Origin of the sequence: Hyunsoonleella jejuensis (genome assembly GCF_900111025.1) — a bacterium.
GTDB classification, from domain to species: Bacteria; Bacteroidota; Bacteroidia; order Flavobacteriales; family Flavobacteriaceae; genus Jejuia; species Jejuia jejuensis.
The window spans coordinates 282,936-300,966 of sequence record NZ_FOFN01000003.1 but is presented as its reverse complement, the minus strand read 5'-3'; the positions used below and the strand labels follow the sequence as shown (position 1 = coordinate 300,966).

Here is an 18,031-nt window from a genome sequence, read left to right as displayed (position 1 = left end):
TTATTGTTTCGCTATTTCAATATCTTGTTTTACCCACTCAGTTATTTGTTTCCAATCCACAATACCTACTCTATTCGTCCATAGCGGGTTGTGGTTTTGTAACATGGCTTGGTTTATATATTTCTTCCAAAATACCAATGCTGCTTCTAAAGATTTAATTGCTAATTGTTGGTATTCTTTTTCGTTTAATTTTCTATATAATGCCAAATAGGTTGCACCTTCAATTTTACGAGCATAGTACTTTCCTAAAAATGAAACTGTTTTAATATCGTTTACTGTAAACTGTAGTTCTTTATCTGAATCAACAATAAAACCTTCAACATCAAATAATGCCTTGTCTGTAATATCTTTAAGGCTTTTAGACACATTTAATGGTGTTGTTAGAGTTGTAGTTTTATTCTCTAAAATCATATCAACATAGTCTGGAATAGATTGATTTCCAGATTTTGGGTGTACACCTAACGTAATAAACCGATTAACATCGTGAAAACCAGTTTCGTTTTCTGCCTGTTTCGGTCTACTTTTACACCCTTCAATATACCATTGAAAATCTAGAGATCCCCAATGAAAACCTGTTGTAAGAGGATACACCATAGACGCATTTTGCCATGCAGAAAATAGTTTATTAGCATCAATTCCAGGAAATCTACTTGATAATAAATCTCGAAAACGATCATTAGATATTGTTGGATCATAACTTAATCTACCCCACAACAACCATTGATACCAATGTTTTGAAACCTCAATTTGATTTGGAGTTTCAGGTGTCTTGGTTAAAAAATCACGTCCCCATATCCATTGGTCTGAACCAAAATAAATACCTTTTGCCACATCATAAGGCAGATTGTTTATAAATTCTCTTGTAAAATCAGGAGCGCCCCACCTAAAATAAAAAGTATCGTCATTTCTTAAACCCCACAAGGTTTTCATGCCCTTAATTTGCGCTACATAATTAGCATTTTCATGAAATGGCTGTTGGGTTGCACTATACACATGTGCTTTGGCGTATTTAAAACAAAATAAGAATTCTACATTTTCTGCCTCAACAACATCCTTAAATTTTTCAGCAATTTCTCTGGCTCCAGATTGGTGTTGCCTGTGTATAAACTTAAATTGTCGCTTTGGCATTTCTTTGGCTGCATCTAATATACCTAAGGCATAGGTATTATAAGCCCATGCTTCGCGTTCTTTATGGTTGGCACCTTTCATGTTTTCTCCCGTGGTTAATCCTATTCCTGCCAAATCAGGGTAGGTTACAAATAGTTCTTTTACACTTTTTCTAAAATAATCGGTCGTTATTTCATTATCCCTATCATCGGTTATACCATATTTTCCTTGGGTGCCATAATCAAAAATATTCCATGTAATGAAATGAAAATCAATATTTCGGGTCTTCCCATAGGCCATTACCTTCTTCCAAAATTCGATTTTTTCTTCAATGGAAATAGTTTTTACAATTTCGGGGTTTTCAAGAATTTCTGGTGCATCAAAACCAATAGCCATCAAATTATAATTTTCTTTCCATTTTACAGTGGAACGCTGCACATCATTTAATGCAATACCTTCATATCCCGGAACCTTTACTAGAGAAGGGAACGGATGCAAATTCCAAAGTGAAATATAATTATAGCGGTAACGCGCCATAGTATCTATGTAATCTTTCCAGAAACTAAAGTCCCACATGTGTGGAATATTATGTTGAGCGGCATCACTAACATCAGAATAACTTGGAGTTCGTACATCTAAAGGTATATTAAATTTAGGCCCACGCATTTCCATATAGGGATTCCGAATGATGCTTTTCACTCCCTTAATACCATACAATTTAATTTGTTCTGCGAGTTCTAGTGTGCCATACATTAAACCAGCTTCATCGTGCCCAATAACCTCTATTCTGTTATTAACATTATCAATTTTAAAACCTTCTGATAACAATGTGTCAATTTCTTTAATCGACAAAATTATATCTGCTTTACCTACAAGGTCTGCATCAACAAGTTTATACAACGAACCCAAGGCTAATTCTAAATCTTGTAAAGCAAATGAAACCTGTGGTGCCTCAGATAGTACGACGATATTTACAAGGTTCTCCTTCTTATTACAGGCAAAAAATAAAAGACATTGGAATAAGCAGATAACAATATAGGTATGGAAGCGTTCTTTTCTCATTTGATAATAACGGTATAGCTTTTAATTTCTTAAATCTATCACATAAAAAAAAAGATATTCATCCTGCTCTTTACTGTTATCTACTTTTTAAGTAGTTAATATAGATACAAACCCTGAAAAAGATAGGGTAAGTTGTTTTAACAATAGTCGGATTTATTACTATTTAAAACCATAATTTATTGATAATTATAATTTCTACTTAGTCGTAAAACGCCACACTTGTCCAATAGTAGAACCTCCGTTCCCATCTTTAACAACTATTTTGAAATAGTAAGTAGATGCCGCTGTTAATCCTGTAGCTTCATAAGTAGTCCCAGATTGGTTTTCTGATACTTTTGTTGTTGGGCTACTGTTGGTATCTAAATACACATCATAACTCAAAGTATCGCCATCTACATCACTGGCTGTCCAACTTAGTGTGGTACTCGTACCATCTATCTCTGAATTCAATGCTGGTACTACCAACTCTGGTGCAAATGGCAAATGGTTGGATACACCATCACCTTCAGTTAAAAATTGACTAACGGATGAATAGGCGCTTTCTTCACCTTTCGTATCTCTAGCCTTTAACCGCCAGTAATACGATTTGCCTTTTTCTAAAGTAATAACCCTTGAAGTTGATGAACTTGAAACATCATGCGCTAATGAAGAAAAATTACTGTTTTCAGACACCTCAACCCTGTATGTTATCGGGTTTCCTTCATTGTCTGTAGAAGCATTCCATTCAAAAACTACATTATTATCTATACACAAGGTATTGCTTAATGGATACACCTGTGTTGGAACCGTAGGAGCCGTATTTTCTGGTTCTGGTTCTGGCCCACCATCACCATCACCGCCACTACTGCATGACATTAAAACACTTACAAGTACGCTTAAATATAAATATGCCTTTTTCATTTTATTTTTTTATTAATTTTATAAATACTGGTTTTTCTGATTTTACTTTTACAAAATAGATGCCTTTTGGTTTATTCTCTAAATTCAATTGCACCTTTCCTCCTTGTACCGTATAAACTTTAGAAGTTATTAATTGTGAATGAATATTATACACTTCTAATTCTATTGCTTCTATCGTATTCGGAATATACAATTCAAATAAACCGCTTGTAGGGTTAGGGTAAGCTTTTATATCTTCTAGTAAATTGATGGTCTTTGCCATTAGGCCTTGGCATGCTTCTTTGCTCTCTACCCGAATCTCATCACCATGGTCTACCGCTATTGTAAAATTGGTTTGATGGGTCTCAAAAAGCTCCACACCGTTTTTGTAAACCTTATAGGGCCCTGTGCCTGAGGTGACGGATACACTAGCTGATTTCTTAACAATCTCTATTTTACCAGTCATACTTACACCACCCTCGATAGTAACCTCATAGCAATGGCTATAGTTTTTCCCTACCACGTCAATGCAAAAATCATATGTGCCTGGAGTTAAATCCTCGATAGTCAATTCCTTTGTAAAATCATAAGCTACTCCATTGATTGTCGTTGCATAATCATGGGTAGCATTGCCCGTAATAATAAGCTTGCCGTTGTTCTTGGAAGCACAGGTTTCTCCAACTGCCTGTATGGTAAAATTATTTGCTGCTAATGGGTCTTGAGGTACAATTCCTAAATCTATGATTTGCAAATATAATGGCTGTGCACTGCCTGATTTGTTTTCCATTAAATAATAGTAAACCTTACCGTTATCAATATGCACCACACCATGATCAAAAGTTCTGCCAGAAGTGGCTTCATAAACCCTTGTAAAGTTATTGGTTCCTCCTTCTGCCTTTTCTATAAAAATACGTTTACTACTTGTTAATCCAATAATAAACACATCGTTTCCTGAAGTATAAAGAGCAGCACCCCCGGGAAAATCTTCTGATGTAATGAAATCTGCAGCGCCAGAAGGTTTATAGGTATGCAATCTTTTGGTAACATTATTTTCAAGATCTCTTACTTGACTTATAATATGCACATCTTCATTTGCGGTTACCGTCCAATCAAATCCACTAACGATATAGACTTTATCTTTCTGGGTAGTTTGCACATAATCCCCTGGCTCCATAACCTTTATAACATCTGCATCCCATAATGGAACTGAAAATTCTTCTCCTTTATGGTTTTTCCAGCCAGTTGCACCACTTTGGTCGTCAGAATAGGCATAATAAACACCGTTTTGGTACTGATATTTATCCTCATTATTAGCAGACCTACGCTGAAAACCAATTCGTAACTTGCCGTTTACATATTTCATATCTCCATAAAGCCCCCAATTATAGTCGATTCCAGGTTGGCTTTTTGCATTTAACCTATTAAAATCTATGAAGTTACCCCAATCTCCAGTACTAGCATCGTATTTTATAAACTTATACATACCATTATTATTTCCACCTTCTCGCATGAGCATAAAAAGGTCTCCACCGTCATTTTGGAAGAATCTTGGATAAGTTAATGACAAGAACTCTGAATTAGCCGCCGTTCCCGGCATTCTTAAATGCTTATAACCTCCAGTGCCATTTTGAACGAATTTGTCCAAAGTAAAATCAGCATCAGGTAATGAAGCTGCATTTTTTAGAGAATAGGAGTATCTAAAATAATCGTTTGCCAAACTTCCATCAGAGGGCCTTGAGGCACTGTAAGCGTGCATATCGTATAACAAATGAATCGTACCATCTAGAGGACTTACACCTACTGCAATCGTGTTGTGCGATTCACCAATCCAGTATCTATTTTGGTATCCCGTATGTCTGTGCGGAAATTCTATAGTAGCCATAGTTCCCGTTTTGGTATTATATCGGGTTAGCATCACATGGCGATCTGCTTTTGGACCACGATACCAGGTCATAAAAACATAGTCTCCATAGGTTTTTATACAATCACCATGGGCGGAAATATTACGACCAAAAAAATAATCATATGCAGCATTATCTCCTGTATTTGACGCTCCACTTGCCACTTTAGAACCATTAAAATGCAACCCAAAGTCTGTAATTTTAATTTCATTCTCTAGAATAACTTGGGCACTCATTCTATTTGAGAATGCAAAAAATAGTAGCCCAAATGTAACGATACGGTATACATTGAAAAGAGTAAATTTTTTATTCATAGCTAAGTATTATTCTTTTAAATAATTTAATCTCTAAAATTATCTAATTTACTTTATTAAAGTATCCTGTACTGTACCGCTGTTGCGTTTTAATAAAATATGCAGGTTATTGAAAAAATTATAGCAAATTATTTCTACTACATAGATTTTGAAGTTAACGTGAGTTATATTCTCTTGGTTTTCTTTTTCTCGCTTTGTTTGCCAATCGATTATTTTTAAATTTTTCCTTTACAGGATTCCAATGTAAAGTTTCGTTTAGTTCATATGCAATATTGGCTATGTTACAAATACTCGCGGATCGATGTCCAGTTTCAACATCGCAAATAGGTTGATTTCTTGATTTTATACCAGAAATCCAATCTTGATAATGATTTCCTCTGTCTTTAAGAAGTATTTCTAAATTGGCTTGATTTGAGGACAGAATATTTGATGGTGTTGTCTCTAAATATTTTCTACTTACATCCATAGAACCAAATTCCCCTATAAAGCGTACGCCCCATCCACGACCAAAATCTTCATGAACCATTTCTATTCCATTTTCGTAATACATCTTTAAGCCTCTAACTGCTTTAGGGTCTTGGGGTGGTATGTATGTAACAGGACCTGATTTATCCATACCAAGGCACCATTGGACAATATCAAACATATGTGCTCCCCAGTCTGAAAGAATACCCCCAGCGGTTTCTTTATAATCTCTCCATTTCGGGTAAGACTTAACAAACTCTGGCGCAATAAGTTTATTGTAAGGTAATAAAGGTGCTGGCCCACACCACAAATTCCAATCTACGCCATTGGGAAGATTTTCTTCTGGCAAATCATAAGATTTTGCAGGGTCTCCTACACTAACAATAACCTTTTTTATTTTACCTAGCTGCCCACTTCTTACAATATCTTTGGCTTTTATAAAACGCCCCCAAGAGCGCTGCATACTCCCCACTTGTAATACGGTTTTATTCTCTTTAACCGCATTTACCATATCCCTTCCTTCTTTAATGGTATTGGTCATGGGTTTTTCGCAATACACATCTTTACCTGCTTTCATAGCATCAATAGCTTGTATGGCATGCCAGTGGTCTGGAGTAGCTATTACCACTGCATCAATGTCTTTTCTTAAGATAAGATCTTGATAATTGGTATATGTATTTACACCATTATAGTTACTAATATTTCTTTTTTTGGCGTAAAAATCGTTTACAACATTTTTAAACCACTCTTGTTTGGATTGCCACACCTCGGCCCCAGCTACTATTTGCACATCGGTATTTGAAACAAAAAAATTGGCCAAAATACCTCCTTGTTTTCCTAAGCCAATAAACCCTAAATTTATTTTATCGCTAGGCGCTGTAAAACCTTGTCCTAAAACATGGCGAGGAATGATAGTAATACCTCCCACTACAAGAGAAGTGTTCTTTATAAACGCTCTTCGTGATACGTTTGAACTTGTTTTAAACTGATTTTTTGTTGTTTTAGACATGGCTTTTTATCGATAAATTATGGCATATAAAATACTTCTTCTAAAGGTACTGAAACTGGGGAATTATCTGGATTAACTTCCATGATATCTGCCATAAAATCCCACCATTTTTTTACGATTTCGTTGTTGGATAAGTCTTGAGAGCCACCCGAACCTGAAACCTTTTGAAATGCAAAAAGCGTACTAGTGTCTTCATCTAAAAAAATTGAATATTCACTTACGCCGTTATCTTTTAATAACTTCTTTAATTCTGGCCATATGTCATTATGGCGTTTTACATAGGCTTCTTTTTGCCCTTTATTCAATTTCATTTTAAAGGCGAGTCTTTTCATTTTTTTGATTTTTTTTTCAATTACAATTAAACAATAGTGATGTGGCTTTCGTGTTTTCACTTGTGCCTATTTTACAATATTCTTTCTCATTAAACTGGGCACCAGCCTTTGCAAATAATTCTTTTAAATTTTTTTTGGCTTTATCTAAACTGGTTATTTGTTTGTATTCCCATTCTTTTTCTCCAGTGGCATAAGGCTTTAAAAATTCATAAGCCTTAATAATACTCGCGCCATTTTCAGCTTTATAATTCCATAAATCCACATCTACTTTTGTACCTAAAAACGCGAGTTGGGTAAAGCCCCTTAAATTCATAGTACTGTAAGATAAAGCTTTAGTTCTTTCTAATTCATGCGGTTGTTTTCCATCTGGTTCTATTTGTTGTGCAATACGCTTTGTTTTAACTGTTTCTAAAACTGTTTTAGCCTCTTGCTTTCTATTTAAAAACAACAATATACTTACCACTTGCATATCGTAGTACACGGCGTGGTTGTTTTTTGTGTTTTTTTCAAAAACACCATTGTCGCTTGTTTGCAGCCACAAAAGATATTCAGCAAACCAAACTCTTAAACGTTCACTTGTTTCAGTGTCCATTTCATCCTTTATTTGCAAAATCTCTATGGCCGTTATGATTTTGGAAATTCCTGAAAACTCAATAATACCAATACCTCTTCCTGTATTTATGCCCGGTATTCCCTGTGCATAATTTAGGTTTGGGTTCATTTTAGTCGCTTCGTTAATAAACCAAACTTTAATTAATTCTAAAGCTTTTACTGCATACTTTTTTTTATCCGAAAAGAAGTAAGCCATTGCCAACACCTCTGTATTGTTAAAAAATTTACTTTTTGTTTCAAAATCTGTATTGCCTTTTCTTGTTAGCGGGTTTATTTCCCCATCACGTCTAATCCATGGTAGCCCATCCGGTTTATTTGGGTTTGGCCACCAATAAGGACCATAACTAATATAATCGTGCTTATCGCCGCTTGGTGGTATTTGCGTTTTTTGGGTTACAGAAAAAACACCCTCTTTTAAAGCTCTATCTGCCTTTTTAATTAATCCTTTATACAGGGTGTGAAACCTTGGCGTTTGTATTTGAGATTTGGTTTTTAAAAGTGTAGTATAATCTAAAACACTTAACTCTATTTTATCTGAGCTACAAGTATCTAGCAGTGGTTTGCTTTTATCTAAAAAGCCTAAACTAACAGATAAAGACACATGTATAAAGACAGCAACTACTTTAAAACAGTGATACACCATGATTCTTAAATTAAATAAAAAAAACATCCTACCCTAAACTAAGGATAGAATGTTTTTTAAATAAGTGTTGTAACGTAATAGAATACTACTGCTTTACTATTTTTTTAGTAAGGCTTCCATTTTCTCCTTTAAAATTAACGATATACATACCGCTTGTTAAAGCGCTAACATCTAAACTAAGAGAAGATTCTCCATTTAATTGTCTAGACATAACCTCTTGCCCTAATAACGAATATACCGCTACTTGACTAATGTTTGAGGTTAAACCTTTAACAGTTAACTGATTTTTAATTGGGTTAGCAATAAATATAGAACTAGCATCAAAGGCCTCTGTGCTTAGCGATTGCTCAAGAATAAAATCAAATACAGCTTGAGTGCCACCAGCCATAAACATTGATTTGTCTGCGGCAATACCTCCAGAATTTACTTGAATTCTTCTTTTAGCAGTAGAACCTTCCCATCCTGTACCAGTATCATCACTATCAAGAAACAATCTAGTTCCATTTCTAATCTCCCACCGGTCTTGTTGGCCTGATGCAATTGCTTCAGTCCCAAAACCCATAGTAGAACTAGTACCAGAAGTATCATTTGGTTGAAGCGCTCCTTCACCAGTCATTTGAGACGTGATAGACCAATTGGTTCCACTTGGATGGGCTACAATTGTAAACAACTGTGTATTCTCATTACCAGCTGTTGCCGCTACCTGATACTTTGCGTTGTTAACTCCACTATCTTGTGTAACAAAAAGTTCTGGACTAGATCCATTAACTCTGATTTTGTAAATACCTGGTGTACCGTCAAAAGCTTGACCTTGCACCTGAAGCACAAACATGCTTAATAATAAAAATAAAGAAATTTTGAGAGTAATTTTTTTCATATGAATTATGTTTTAGTTAGTTAGTTACTGAAATACTAACTGGATTAATAATGCCTAAATGTAACTTTCATACTTGTTTTTTGTATCCTGTACTTACCTGTTCTGTATTGGAAAAATGTTTGATTAAATAGAATTAATAGATTCCTATTAGCTATTTTTAATAGTTTTTAAACCGCAATAATGCGGGTTTATAAACTATAGCCTAAAGTTTATGAAATTTAAATCTAAAGAAAAAAAGAGGAATAGGATTCCTCTTTTTAAATATACAATTGAATAAATTTTAAAATATTACATTACTTCAAGTGTCGCCTTTTGTAAATCCTTTTCTAAAGAAGAACTACCAACCGAAATTGTAAAAGTTCCCGGCTCTACCACTTTTTTCATGTCTTGGTTTAGCACATTAAGTTCATCAAAACCTAATTTAAATGAAACGGTTTTGGTTTCTCCAGGCTTTAGGCTAATGCGTTTAAAACCTTTTAGTAATTTAAGATAACGCCCTACTGAAGCATAATCGTCACGCACATACATTTGCACCACTTCATCGCCGGCTCTATCGCCAGTATTGGTAACTTCAACTGAAACGGTTGTAGCCCCATCTGCCGCAATAGCATTGTGTTCTAATTTTGGGGTACTATATTCAAAAGTGGTGTAACTTAATCCATAGCCAAAGGGGAATAATGGTGATTTATCACTAAAACGATACTTTCCTTTTCCAGAGCCAATAAAATCAGGACGCTCAAGGTAGGTCACAGGAACTTGACCAACGGAGCGTGGAAAAGACATGGTTAGTTTACCTCCTGGGTTTACATCCCCAAAAATAACGTTGGCAACTGCATCACCGGCTCTCATGCCGCCATACCAAGTTTCTAATACAGATGGTATATTTTCGGCGATGTAGTTTATACTTAATGGACGTCCATTAATGAGCACCACAATTACTGGTTTTCCTGTTTTATGGATGGCCTCCACCAATTCATTTTGAACACCATACAAATCAAGATCAGAACGGTCTCCGCCTTCGCCACATGTTCTATGAGAACTACCCACTACTAAAACAACAGCGTCTGAGTTTTTCGCAGCAGAAATCGCCTCGGGAAATCCTTCTTTTGAAAAACTATCAATATCACAACCTTTAGCGTAATTTATTTTTACATTATCACCTACTTTTTTCTTTAAACCATCAAGTACTGAAACATAATATGGTGGTAATCCGGAATAGCCACCCAATAGATTATATGTTCCCTTTTTAGGTCTTTTTTCGTGGGCGTTAGGCCCAATAACAGCTAAGGATTTTATTTTTGATAGATCTAGAGGTAAGAGGTTATTATCATTTTTTAGCATGATAATAGATTTTTCGGCAATTTCTAATGCAAACTCACGATGTTCATCAGTACCAGCTTCTACAGTTTCCGTGTCAATCTCTTTTGGTTCCGCATCAAACAAACCTAACTTATATTTTGCAGTCAAATTACGCGAAACGGCCTTGTCTATGTATGGCATCAATGAAGGGTCCTGAGTTACGGTATCCTTCAATATATTGCTGTGATAGGTTGCCAGTTTAACATTCTTCCCAATTACCAAGTCCATATCAACCCCCGCTTTTAATCCTAAAATAGCCGCTTTAGTTCTGGTTTCAGGAATAAAATGCATCGTTTCTAATCGCCCTACATCGTTATTATCAGAAACAATAAAACCATTAAAACCCAACTCATCGCGTAAGATATCTTTTAATAACCAGGTATTCATATGACATGGCACGCCATTAAAATCCTGATGCCCTGGCATAACAGAACCTACCTTAGCTTCTTTTACTGCCGCCTCGAACGGTGGCAGGTAAACTTCGCGTAATCGACGTTCAGACATGTCGCTAAATCCCCCATTTATACCACGGCGGTTTTCTGGATATCCAATAAAATGTTTAGCCGTTGCAATCACATGATTTTCATCAAATTGGGCATCACCCGTACCCTGTAAACCTTCAATAAATGCAACGCCCATGCGCGACACTAAATAAGGGTCTTCTCCATACGATTCTTCAACACGACCATAACGCGCATCGCCTGCATAAACATCTAAATTAGGTGAGTAGCAATGTGTAACACCCAAAGCCCGAGCTTCTATTGCGGTTTGCGACGCCATTTTTTTAATGAGTTCGGGTTCCCAAGTTGAGGCACAAGCCACCGCTTGCGGATAAACAGTAGTATTACCATAATAATCAAGCACAAGCCATAATCCATGTAACGCCTCCCCGTATTTCATAAAGGGAATGCCTAGTCTATCATTCGCAGGAGCATCTTGCGTTAGTTCTGCTATTTTTTCATCGAGTGTCATTTCATTGATTAGCCGTTCAACTTTTTCTGCTATTTCTCGATCTTTATTAGATACATTAGCTTTTTCTGAGTTAGAATTACAGCTAAAAATTACTATTGATAAAAGTGCAGCAAATATTATGTTTCTCATAAGTTTGATATTAATCTGAGTGTGTGTTTAAAAATTTCGAATACCAGGTACAATTTTAATATTCATCTCCTTGTTATTAACTGGCCATTGTAACACTATTAGTTTTTGTGTGTTCGCATCCCAAATAAAATCTGAAGGATTTGAACCTTTAGGCCCTTTAAAAGTTTCTAATCCTACATTTTTTAAAGGGCTGTAATACATTACAAAATCATTATTGATAAGGATTGAAAACCCATCGGGATAATGCCGGTTTGCACCTATAAATAGTTTTGAGGCTCCTTTACTATTATCTGGTTTAATAGTTAAATCTAGAGTTCGTGTAGCGTGATTAAACATAAACGACTGAATATCTCCAGCGATAGCCTGCGGAAAAGGACGAGATATTACATCTGTAATATATTTGCGCTCTACAGTTCCTGCATCGGTTTTATCACTAAAAATTGACCACGTAGAAGGCCCTCCAGGAAGAAAATTCTGCATGGTTCTATTGCCTAAAAACCATGCTTTAATGGAGCCTATCCCCATTTGGTCGAACACCTCAGCAGTTCGTATGTAAAGTTCTCGGTATTTTAATTGCCCTAAATTACCGTCAATTAAAGTATCAGTAGTTGCAAAGGTTGGGAATCCCCACTCTCCAACTAAAATAGGGGCATTTAACATATCGGATTCTTTATCAAAACGATCCATATTTCGCTTAATAAGATCAATTTTGTTTTGATAAATATGAGGTGCAAAAATGATGTTTTTTCTATTAATTGGCTTTGTTATTTCTGCATATTGGTTGTTATCTATTTTTTCACCTTTATTCATGAAAATAGATTGAAACAATATCATCTTATCGGCATTAATCTTTTGGCTTTCATCAATTATCTTTTGATAAAGTGGAATGAGGTATTTATTCGTCAGGTTTTCATAAGAAATATCCATTGATAATTTCCTAGGTTCATTAACAACATCGTAACCAAACACATAAGGGTCGTTGGCATATCTATTCCAGATCACTTTCCATGCATCAATATAAGTATTGTACTCGTTTTTTTTATTTTGCCAGAATTCTTCCCAAACAAATTTATCCACCCCATAAACGGTCATTTTAAAAACCGTTTTAATACCTGCATTTCGTCCTAAGTTCACCAAAGTATCTAATTTTCTAAGATAATCAGGTTCTAATTTTCCACCTGGAAATTTACTAAGCTTGCCTAATTCTAATCGGATAACTTGTGCGTTGGCACCCATTCTAACCATACGCGCATAATCGTCACTATCAAAAAAAACCTCTCCTGCGTGGTCATTGGTATTTACAACAAATCCTCTAGGAATGATATGTCTACCCAATTCGTCTCTAAGTCCATGTTTTATTTGAGCGTGCATATTTAGTGCTCCTAAAACGCATAAGAAAAGAATAATGTTTTGTTTCATAAAAGTAAGACTCGTGGTTAATTATTTGATTAATATCAAAAATAGTTTTCACTTTTCGTTTTTCTGTCCTGTTCTGTACTGTATAAAAAAAGCCGGAAGAAATACTTCTTCCGGCTTAAATAAACTAAACTACTTGAAAAAAACTAACTACTATCTATATCCGTTATTTGTTGGGTCAGACTCTAGTAAGGCTGGATTATTCTCTAACTCCTGCAAAGGAATAGGGAGTTTAACGTGCCATGGTCTAATATTTTCGTTTGGTTTCCAGAATCTAAATTCAAGGTTTTGAACAACATCTAGTAAAATACCCCATCTAATTAAATCATATCTTCTGTGCATTTCTGCCGCTAATTCCCATTTGCGCTCGTCATAAATAGCCTCTCTAAACTCTTGTTGACTTAATCCTAATATTGCCTCAGCCTCTGCTACTGTTGCGAAAGCGCGCTCTCTAATTTTTCTAATATATTCAAAAGCTGTGTTAGGATTACCACCTGGGCGCTCGTTTTCACATTCTGCAGCCATTAAATGCACATCTGCCAAACGAAACACCATTCTGTTATCTGAGTGGTTAAATCTTGGAGATCTATCCAATTCTAAATTCCAGAATTTTGCCATGTATGGAAAATTTAAGTCAAACCCTAAGTAGTTATCTACTATATTAAGCTCTCTTCTTAAATCATTCATTGGAAACTTTTCAGCAAAGTCTTTAGAAGCCACTTGTAGCCCCGTTCCATTAAAAGCTTCGCCTCTAGCCGCCAAAGCATCAGCTAAGGCGCTTCTCTCATTTGTATTGGCTGGTTCATCTCTTAAACGTGGATTAAACATACTTGGACGCCAGTTGTTATTACCAGCAAATGATCTGCCAGGGAATGCTGGGTCAAATTGACTATTAATATCTCTAGCGAAATCTAAAGACCAAATAATTTCATCATTGTATTCATTGAATTGATCAAACACTTCATTATATGTATCTAATAATCTGTGAGGCGATTGATTAATGATTTCCAAACATTTATCTAAACCTTGCTGCCATTGTTGTTGCTTCATGTAAATTTTAGCAATAACAATAGCTGCGGCCCATTTTGAAGCTCTACCACTTTGATCGCCGGTATAGGCTGTTTGTAAATTATCTTGGGCAAACTGCAGGTCTTCCAACACTCCAGTTATAATAGTAGCCTCATCTGTTCTTCCTAGTGCACTAATTTCTTCTAGAGTAAGCACTTCTGTGTAGTAAGGCGCATCACCCCAAAGATTAGTAATATGCCAATAGCATAACCCTCTAATAAATCTTGCATCTGCTATGATATCAGTGCGAACATCTGCATCCCCTACAGCTTCATTATCTGTTACTCTATCTATAATTACATTAGCATTTAGTATCGTTCTATAAAGGTCTTTCCAGGTATCTGAAACACTCATTTTTTGAACAGATATATCAGCAATTGCTTCATTCAACGAGTAATTACCTATAGGCTCTACAAAATTTGCAGCACGGTTAGGCTCAATAATATCACACCCATTATCATAAAAATGATCTAGACCTACCTGCCCATATAAAGAGTTATTTTTTAATATAGCGTACATGCCTTGAACGGCTTGTCTTGCGTCATTCTCTGAAGCGAAAAAGGTTTCTGGAGAAATAAGCGCTTTTGGGTCTTCTTCTAAAAAGCTCTCGCAACTAAAACATGCGAAAACCATAAAGACGTATAAAATTATGTGTTTTGTTTTCATATTATTTTTTTTAAAAAGTTACATTTAAACCAAGTGTTAAAACTCTTGGGTTAGGATATTGAGCACTAATATATCCTTGTAAAATATTATCACGACCAAAATTACTTGCTTCCGGATCTATCAATCTCGTTTTAGAAAATAATAATAAATTAGTTCCTGAAACATAAACGGTTGCATTTTTAATGCCATTTAATCCCATTTTATCTGGTTGGAAATTATATGCCAATCTTATATTTTTTAGTCGAATGTGCGATCCATCTTCAACATATTCAGAGTTAGGTATTGTATTCGTTACAGAATCCGCTCCTGCTCTAGGAATATTAGATGTTGGGTTATCAACCGTCCAACGGTTACGTAAATCTCCAAATTTAACAGTCTCACCTCGGTTGAAATAATTATTTCTCATTGATAAATTATACACTTCATTACCTTGAGTTCCTTGGAAGTAGAAAGAAAAATCCCAATTCTTGTATGAAAAATTGTTTTCAACCCCAAAAATTAAATCTGGAAATGGGCTACCTAATACCACAGCATCTTGGGTTGAAGCTATACCATCTCCATTTAAATCCTCAAAATGCGATCCACCTACAACCTGTGGGTCAGTTCTACCTGATGCATCAATCTCTGCTTGACTTTTCCACGTCCCTAGGTATCTAACTCCCGTAAAAGCAGGAACAGATTCTCCCACAATTAAACGCGTGTTACCTGAGCCCAAAATAGGATCTGCTACTATATCAATAAAATCTACCCCACCAAGATCTAATATTTCATTCTTGTTGGCCGATAATGTTACAGTAGAATTCCAATTAAAGTTAGCTGTACTCACATTTGTTGAATTCACTAAAAGCTCCCATCCTGAATTTTTTAAAGCGCCTATGTTTTGTAATTGGCTATTAAAACCGGTCTGCCTTGGAATTGTAACATCTAATAATAAATCTTCGGTTTCTTTATAATAGTAGTTAAATTCTGTAAATACTCTACCTCCAAATAAGGAAGCTTCTAACGCAATATCAAAGGAACTGGTAGTCTCCCACTGTAAATTAGGGTTGGAAGGCCTACCTAAAGTTAAACCAGGTACTTCAACGCCGTTAAGTGTTGTATTTGCCCCTGTTAAAAGTCCAAGAGTACTATATGGGTCAATGGCTTGATTACCAGATTTACCCCAACTCGCTCTTAATTTTAAGTCTTGAAATATCTCTTGATCTTGCATGAAATCTTCCTCCGATATTTTCCAAGCACCAGCTATTGAAGGGAAAAACGCATATTTGTTACCTTCTGCAAAACGAGAACTACCATCTGTTCTGCCTACTAAAGTTAATAAATATTTATCTTTATATGAATAGTTTAATCTTCCGAAAAAAGATGCGAATTGAAACCCAGAAAAATCACTACTTACAACTGATCTGGTAGGGTCTGAATTATTTAAATTATTAAAACCTGTAGCATCACTGGTAATACCAAAAGCTTCGGCCTCCGCTATTTCTGTAGATACTTTCTGAAAAGAAGTACCTATAAGAGCTGTAATACTATGATCTTCGTCAATATCTGATTGGTATTGTATGGTATTTTCATTGTTCCACCCATTAGAATTTACCGTGCGAACGCTGGCGCTTCCTTGTCCAGTATCTCCTATTGCCAGTAAACCAGGTAATTGACTTGAATTAAATCTATTTTGCTTAGTATTATTAAATTCTGGACTAAATGTTGAGCGAATAATCCAATTCGGTGCTGGACTATACTCCAAATATACCGTTGCTAGTAAATTATTAGTAAACGTTTCATTTGTATTTAAGGCTATAGCAGCTAAAGGATTGTTGAATGGCGACCCAACAATATCATCAAAACCATTAAAAGAACCATCGTCATTAAAAGCGGGCTGCGTGCGAACAATACCAAAAGCAGCCTGACTAAAACTCGCTAGTGCATTATCTTGCTCTAATCTAGAATAATTTAATCTAAACCCTGCTTTTACTTTATCACTTATTTTAAGATCCAAATTTGTTCTAAAAATGTATTTTTCAAGTCCAGAACTTTTTACGATACCTTCTTGATTAAAATAATTCATTGAGGTATAGTAGTTTACATTATCAGTAGCTCCAGAAATGGAAACATCTGCATTATAAATTGGTGCTGTACCCAATACTAAATCTACCCAATCATTGTCAGGATATGTAGATGGGTCATCTGGAAATGGTTCGGCAGCTGACCTAAAACGAGCGCTCTCATTGTTGTATTCTATTTGCTCTCTTTGGTTTAATCTATCTGGTAATTCTGGCAACATTTGAGAACTGGTATATAGGTTTACACTTATTTGTGGCTTACCCGTACCAGCACCAGCACCATTTTTTGTAGTAACCAGCACTACCCCATTTGCACCTCTAGCACCATAAATAGCAATAGAAGAAGCATCCTTTAAAATCTCAATGGATTGGATGTCATTACTATTAATGTTATTTAAGTTAAAGTTAGTACCTACAATTATACCATCAATTACCCAAAGTGGCTCGTTACTACCTGTAATCGAGTTACCACCCCTTACTCTAATAACCGTTCCTGCTCCAGGTGCACCATTAACTTGTGTTACCTGTACACCAGATGCTCTACCCTGTAGTGCTTGGTCTACCCTAGGAACTGGTAATGCTGTAATATCTTCTGAACTTATGGAAGATACGGAACCTGTTAAATCCGATTTTCTTTGTGTACCATAACCAATTACAACAACTTCGTCCAGAGCATTGTCTTGTTCCAGAGTTACGTTAATTGTAGTTTGATTTCCCACTACAACTTCTTTTGTAGAATACCCTACATAAGAAAATACAAGTGTGTTGTCTGCGCTTGCATTAATGGAATAATTACCATCAAAATCTGTACTTGTTCCTGTGGAACTTCCTTTTACAACAACAGTGGCACCAGGAAGTGGCTGACCATCTGCAGTTACTGTACCTTGCACCGTCTGAGCAAAGGTCATTGCTACACCTAAGAACAAGAAAATAGCCAATAGTCCCATTCTCTTAAAATTAGGTGTCACATTTTGTTTAGTTTTTAGTTTCATAAAATTTTAGTTAATTTATTAATAGGTTCCTAAAATATTTGCTAAAATTCTATCGAGTATCCTGTACTTACCGTTCTGCTCTGTGCTGTAAATATGAATTTATACAGACATAGCAGGATACTACAGGTTAATAGCCTAAGTGATAAATTATAATTTTATATCATGAAC

The 18,031-nt window shown here is 35.6% G+C and carries 11 protein-coding genes; all 11 read right to left on the bottom strand.

Translation table 11 applies throughout. The features are described 5' to 3' along the window. The gene (locus BMY39_RS11215; protein WP_092579661.1) at nucleotides 1–2,169 is read right to left on the bottom strand and encodes a beta-N-acetylhexosaminidase family protein; all 2,169 of its coding nucleotides are present in this window, start codon (nucleotides 2,167–2,169) and stop codon (nucleotides 1–3) included. A gap of 195 nt (nucleotides 2,170–2,364) precedes the next feature. Then, a complete protein-coding gene (locus BMY39_RS11210) occupies nucleotides 2,365–3,069 on the bottom strand; it encodes a fibronectin type III domain-containing protein (RefSeq protein WP_092579659.1) in 705 nt (234 codons plus the stop codon). Nucleotide 3,070: 1 nt separating this feature from the next. Next, nucleotides 3,071–5,263: a T9SS type A sorting domain-containing protein gene (locus BMY39_RS11205; RefSeq protein ID WP_092579657.1), complete on the bottom strand. Its 2,193-nt coding sequence runs from the start codon at nucleotides 5,261–5,263 to the stop codon at nucleotides 3,071–3,073. Between the two features lie 154 nt (nucleotides 5,264–5,417). Then, nucleotides 5,418–6,737 carry a Gfo/Idh/MocA family protein gene (locus BMY39_RS11200; protein WP_092579655.1) on the bottom strand — a complete coding sequence of 440 codons (1,320 nt, stop codon included), beginning with the start codon at nucleotides 6,735–6,737 and terminating at the stop codon, nucleotides 5,418–5,420. Between the two features lie 17 nt (nucleotides 6,738–6,754). Further along, nucleotides 6,755–7,069: an L-rhamnose mutarotase gene (gene rhaM, locus BMY39_RS11195; protein ID WP_092579653.1), complete on the bottom strand. Its 315-nt coding sequence runs from the start codon at nucleotides 7,067–7,069 to the stop codon at nucleotides 6,755–6,757. Between the two features lie 16 nt (nucleotides 7,070–7,085). After that, nucleotides 7,086–8,324 carry an alginate lyase family protein gene (locus BMY39_RS11190; protein WP_177176592.1) on the bottom strand — a complete coding sequence of 413 codons (1,239 nt, stop codon included), beginning with the start codon at nucleotides 8,322–8,324 and terminating at the stop codon, nucleotides 7,086–7,088. Between the two features lie 85 nt (nucleotides 8,325–8,409). Then, nucleotides 8,410–9,201 (bottom strand): T9SS type A sorting domain-containing protein, encoded by a 792-nt coding sequence (locus tag BMY39_RS11185; RefSeq protein WP_092579649.1) that lies wholly within the window; start codon nucleotides 9,199–9,201, stop codon nucleotides 8,410–8,412. A gap of 288 nt (nucleotides 9,202–9,489) precedes the next feature. Then, nucleotides 9,490–11,661, bottom strand: coding sequence for a beta-xylosidase (locus BMY39_RS11180; RefSeq protein ID WP_092579647.1), 2,172 nt, complete (start codon nucleotides 11,659–11,661; stop codon nucleotides 9,490–9,492). A gap of 27 nt (nucleotides 11,662–11,688) precedes the next feature. Beyond that, nucleotides 11,689–13,080, bottom strand: coding sequence for a cellulase family glycosylhydrolase (locus BMY39_RS11175; RefSeq protein WP_092579645.1), 1,392 nt, complete (start codon nucleotides 13,078–13,080; stop codon nucleotides 11,689–11,691). A 150-nt stretch (nucleotides 13,081–13,230) separates the two neighbouring features. Continuing rightward, nucleotides 13,231–14,811, bottom strand: a complete 1,581-nt coding sequence (locus BMY39_RS11170) for a RagB/SusD family nutrient uptake outer membrane protein (RefSeq protein ID WP_092579643.1) — start codon at nucleotides 14,809–14,811, stop codon at nucleotides 13,231–13,233. A 10-nt stretch (nucleotides 14,812–14,821) separates the two neighbouring features. Then, a complete protein-coding gene (locus BMY39_RS11165) occupies nucleotides 14,822–17,863 on the bottom strand; it encodes a SusC/RagA family TonB-linked outer membrane protein (RefSeq protein ID WP_245738269.1) in 3,042 nt (1,013 codons plus the stop codon). Nucleotides 17,864–18,031 lie beyond the last annotated feature (168 nt).

Bases quoted from the DNA above. Each gene is read 5' to 3' on its own strand.
- BMY39_RS11175 (WP_092579645.1), bottom strand. From the start codon at position 13,080: ATGAAACAAAACATTATTCTTTTCTTATGCGTTTTAGGAGCACTAAAT.
- BMY39_RS11215 (WP_092579661.1), bottom strand. From the start codon at position 2,169: ATGAGAAAAGAACGCTTCCATACCTATATTGTTATCTGCTTATTCCAA.
- BMY39_RS11180 (WP_092579647.1), bottom strand. From the start codon at position 11,661: ATGAGAAACATAATATTTGCTGCACTTTTATCAATAGTAATTTTTAGC.
- rhaM (WP_092579653.1), bottom strand. From the start codon at position 7,069: ATGAAAAGACTCGCCTTTAAAATGAAATTGAATAAAGGGCAAAAAGAA.
- BMY39_RS11210 (WP_092579659.1), bottom strand. From the start codon at position 3,069: ATGAAAAAGGCATATTTATATTTAAGCGTACTTGTAAGTGTTTTAATG.
- BMY39_RS11190 (WP_177176592.1), bottom strand. From the start codon at position 8,324: ATGGTGTATCACTGTTTTAAAGTAGTTGCTGTCTTTATACATGTGTCT.
- BMY39_RS11165 (WP_245738269.1), bottom strand. From the start codon at position 17,863: ATGAAACTAAAAACTAAACAAAATGTGACACCTAATTTTAAGAGAATG.
- BMY39_RS11185 (WP_092579649.1), bottom strand. From the start codon at position 9,201: ATGAAAAAAATTACTCTCAAAATTTCTTTATTTTTATTATTAAGCATG.
- BMY39_RS11170 (WP_092579643.1), bottom strand. From the start codon at position 14,811: ATGAAAACAAAACACATAATTTTATACGTCTTTATGGTTTTCGCATGT.
- BMY39_RS11205 (WP_092579657.1), bottom strand. From the start codon at position 5,263: ATGAATAAAAAATTTACTCTTTTCAATGTATACCGTATCGTTACATTT.
- BMY39_RS11200 (WP_092579655.1), bottom strand. From the start codon at position 6,737: ATGTCTAAAACAACAAAAAATCAGTTTAAAACAAGTTCAAACGTATCA.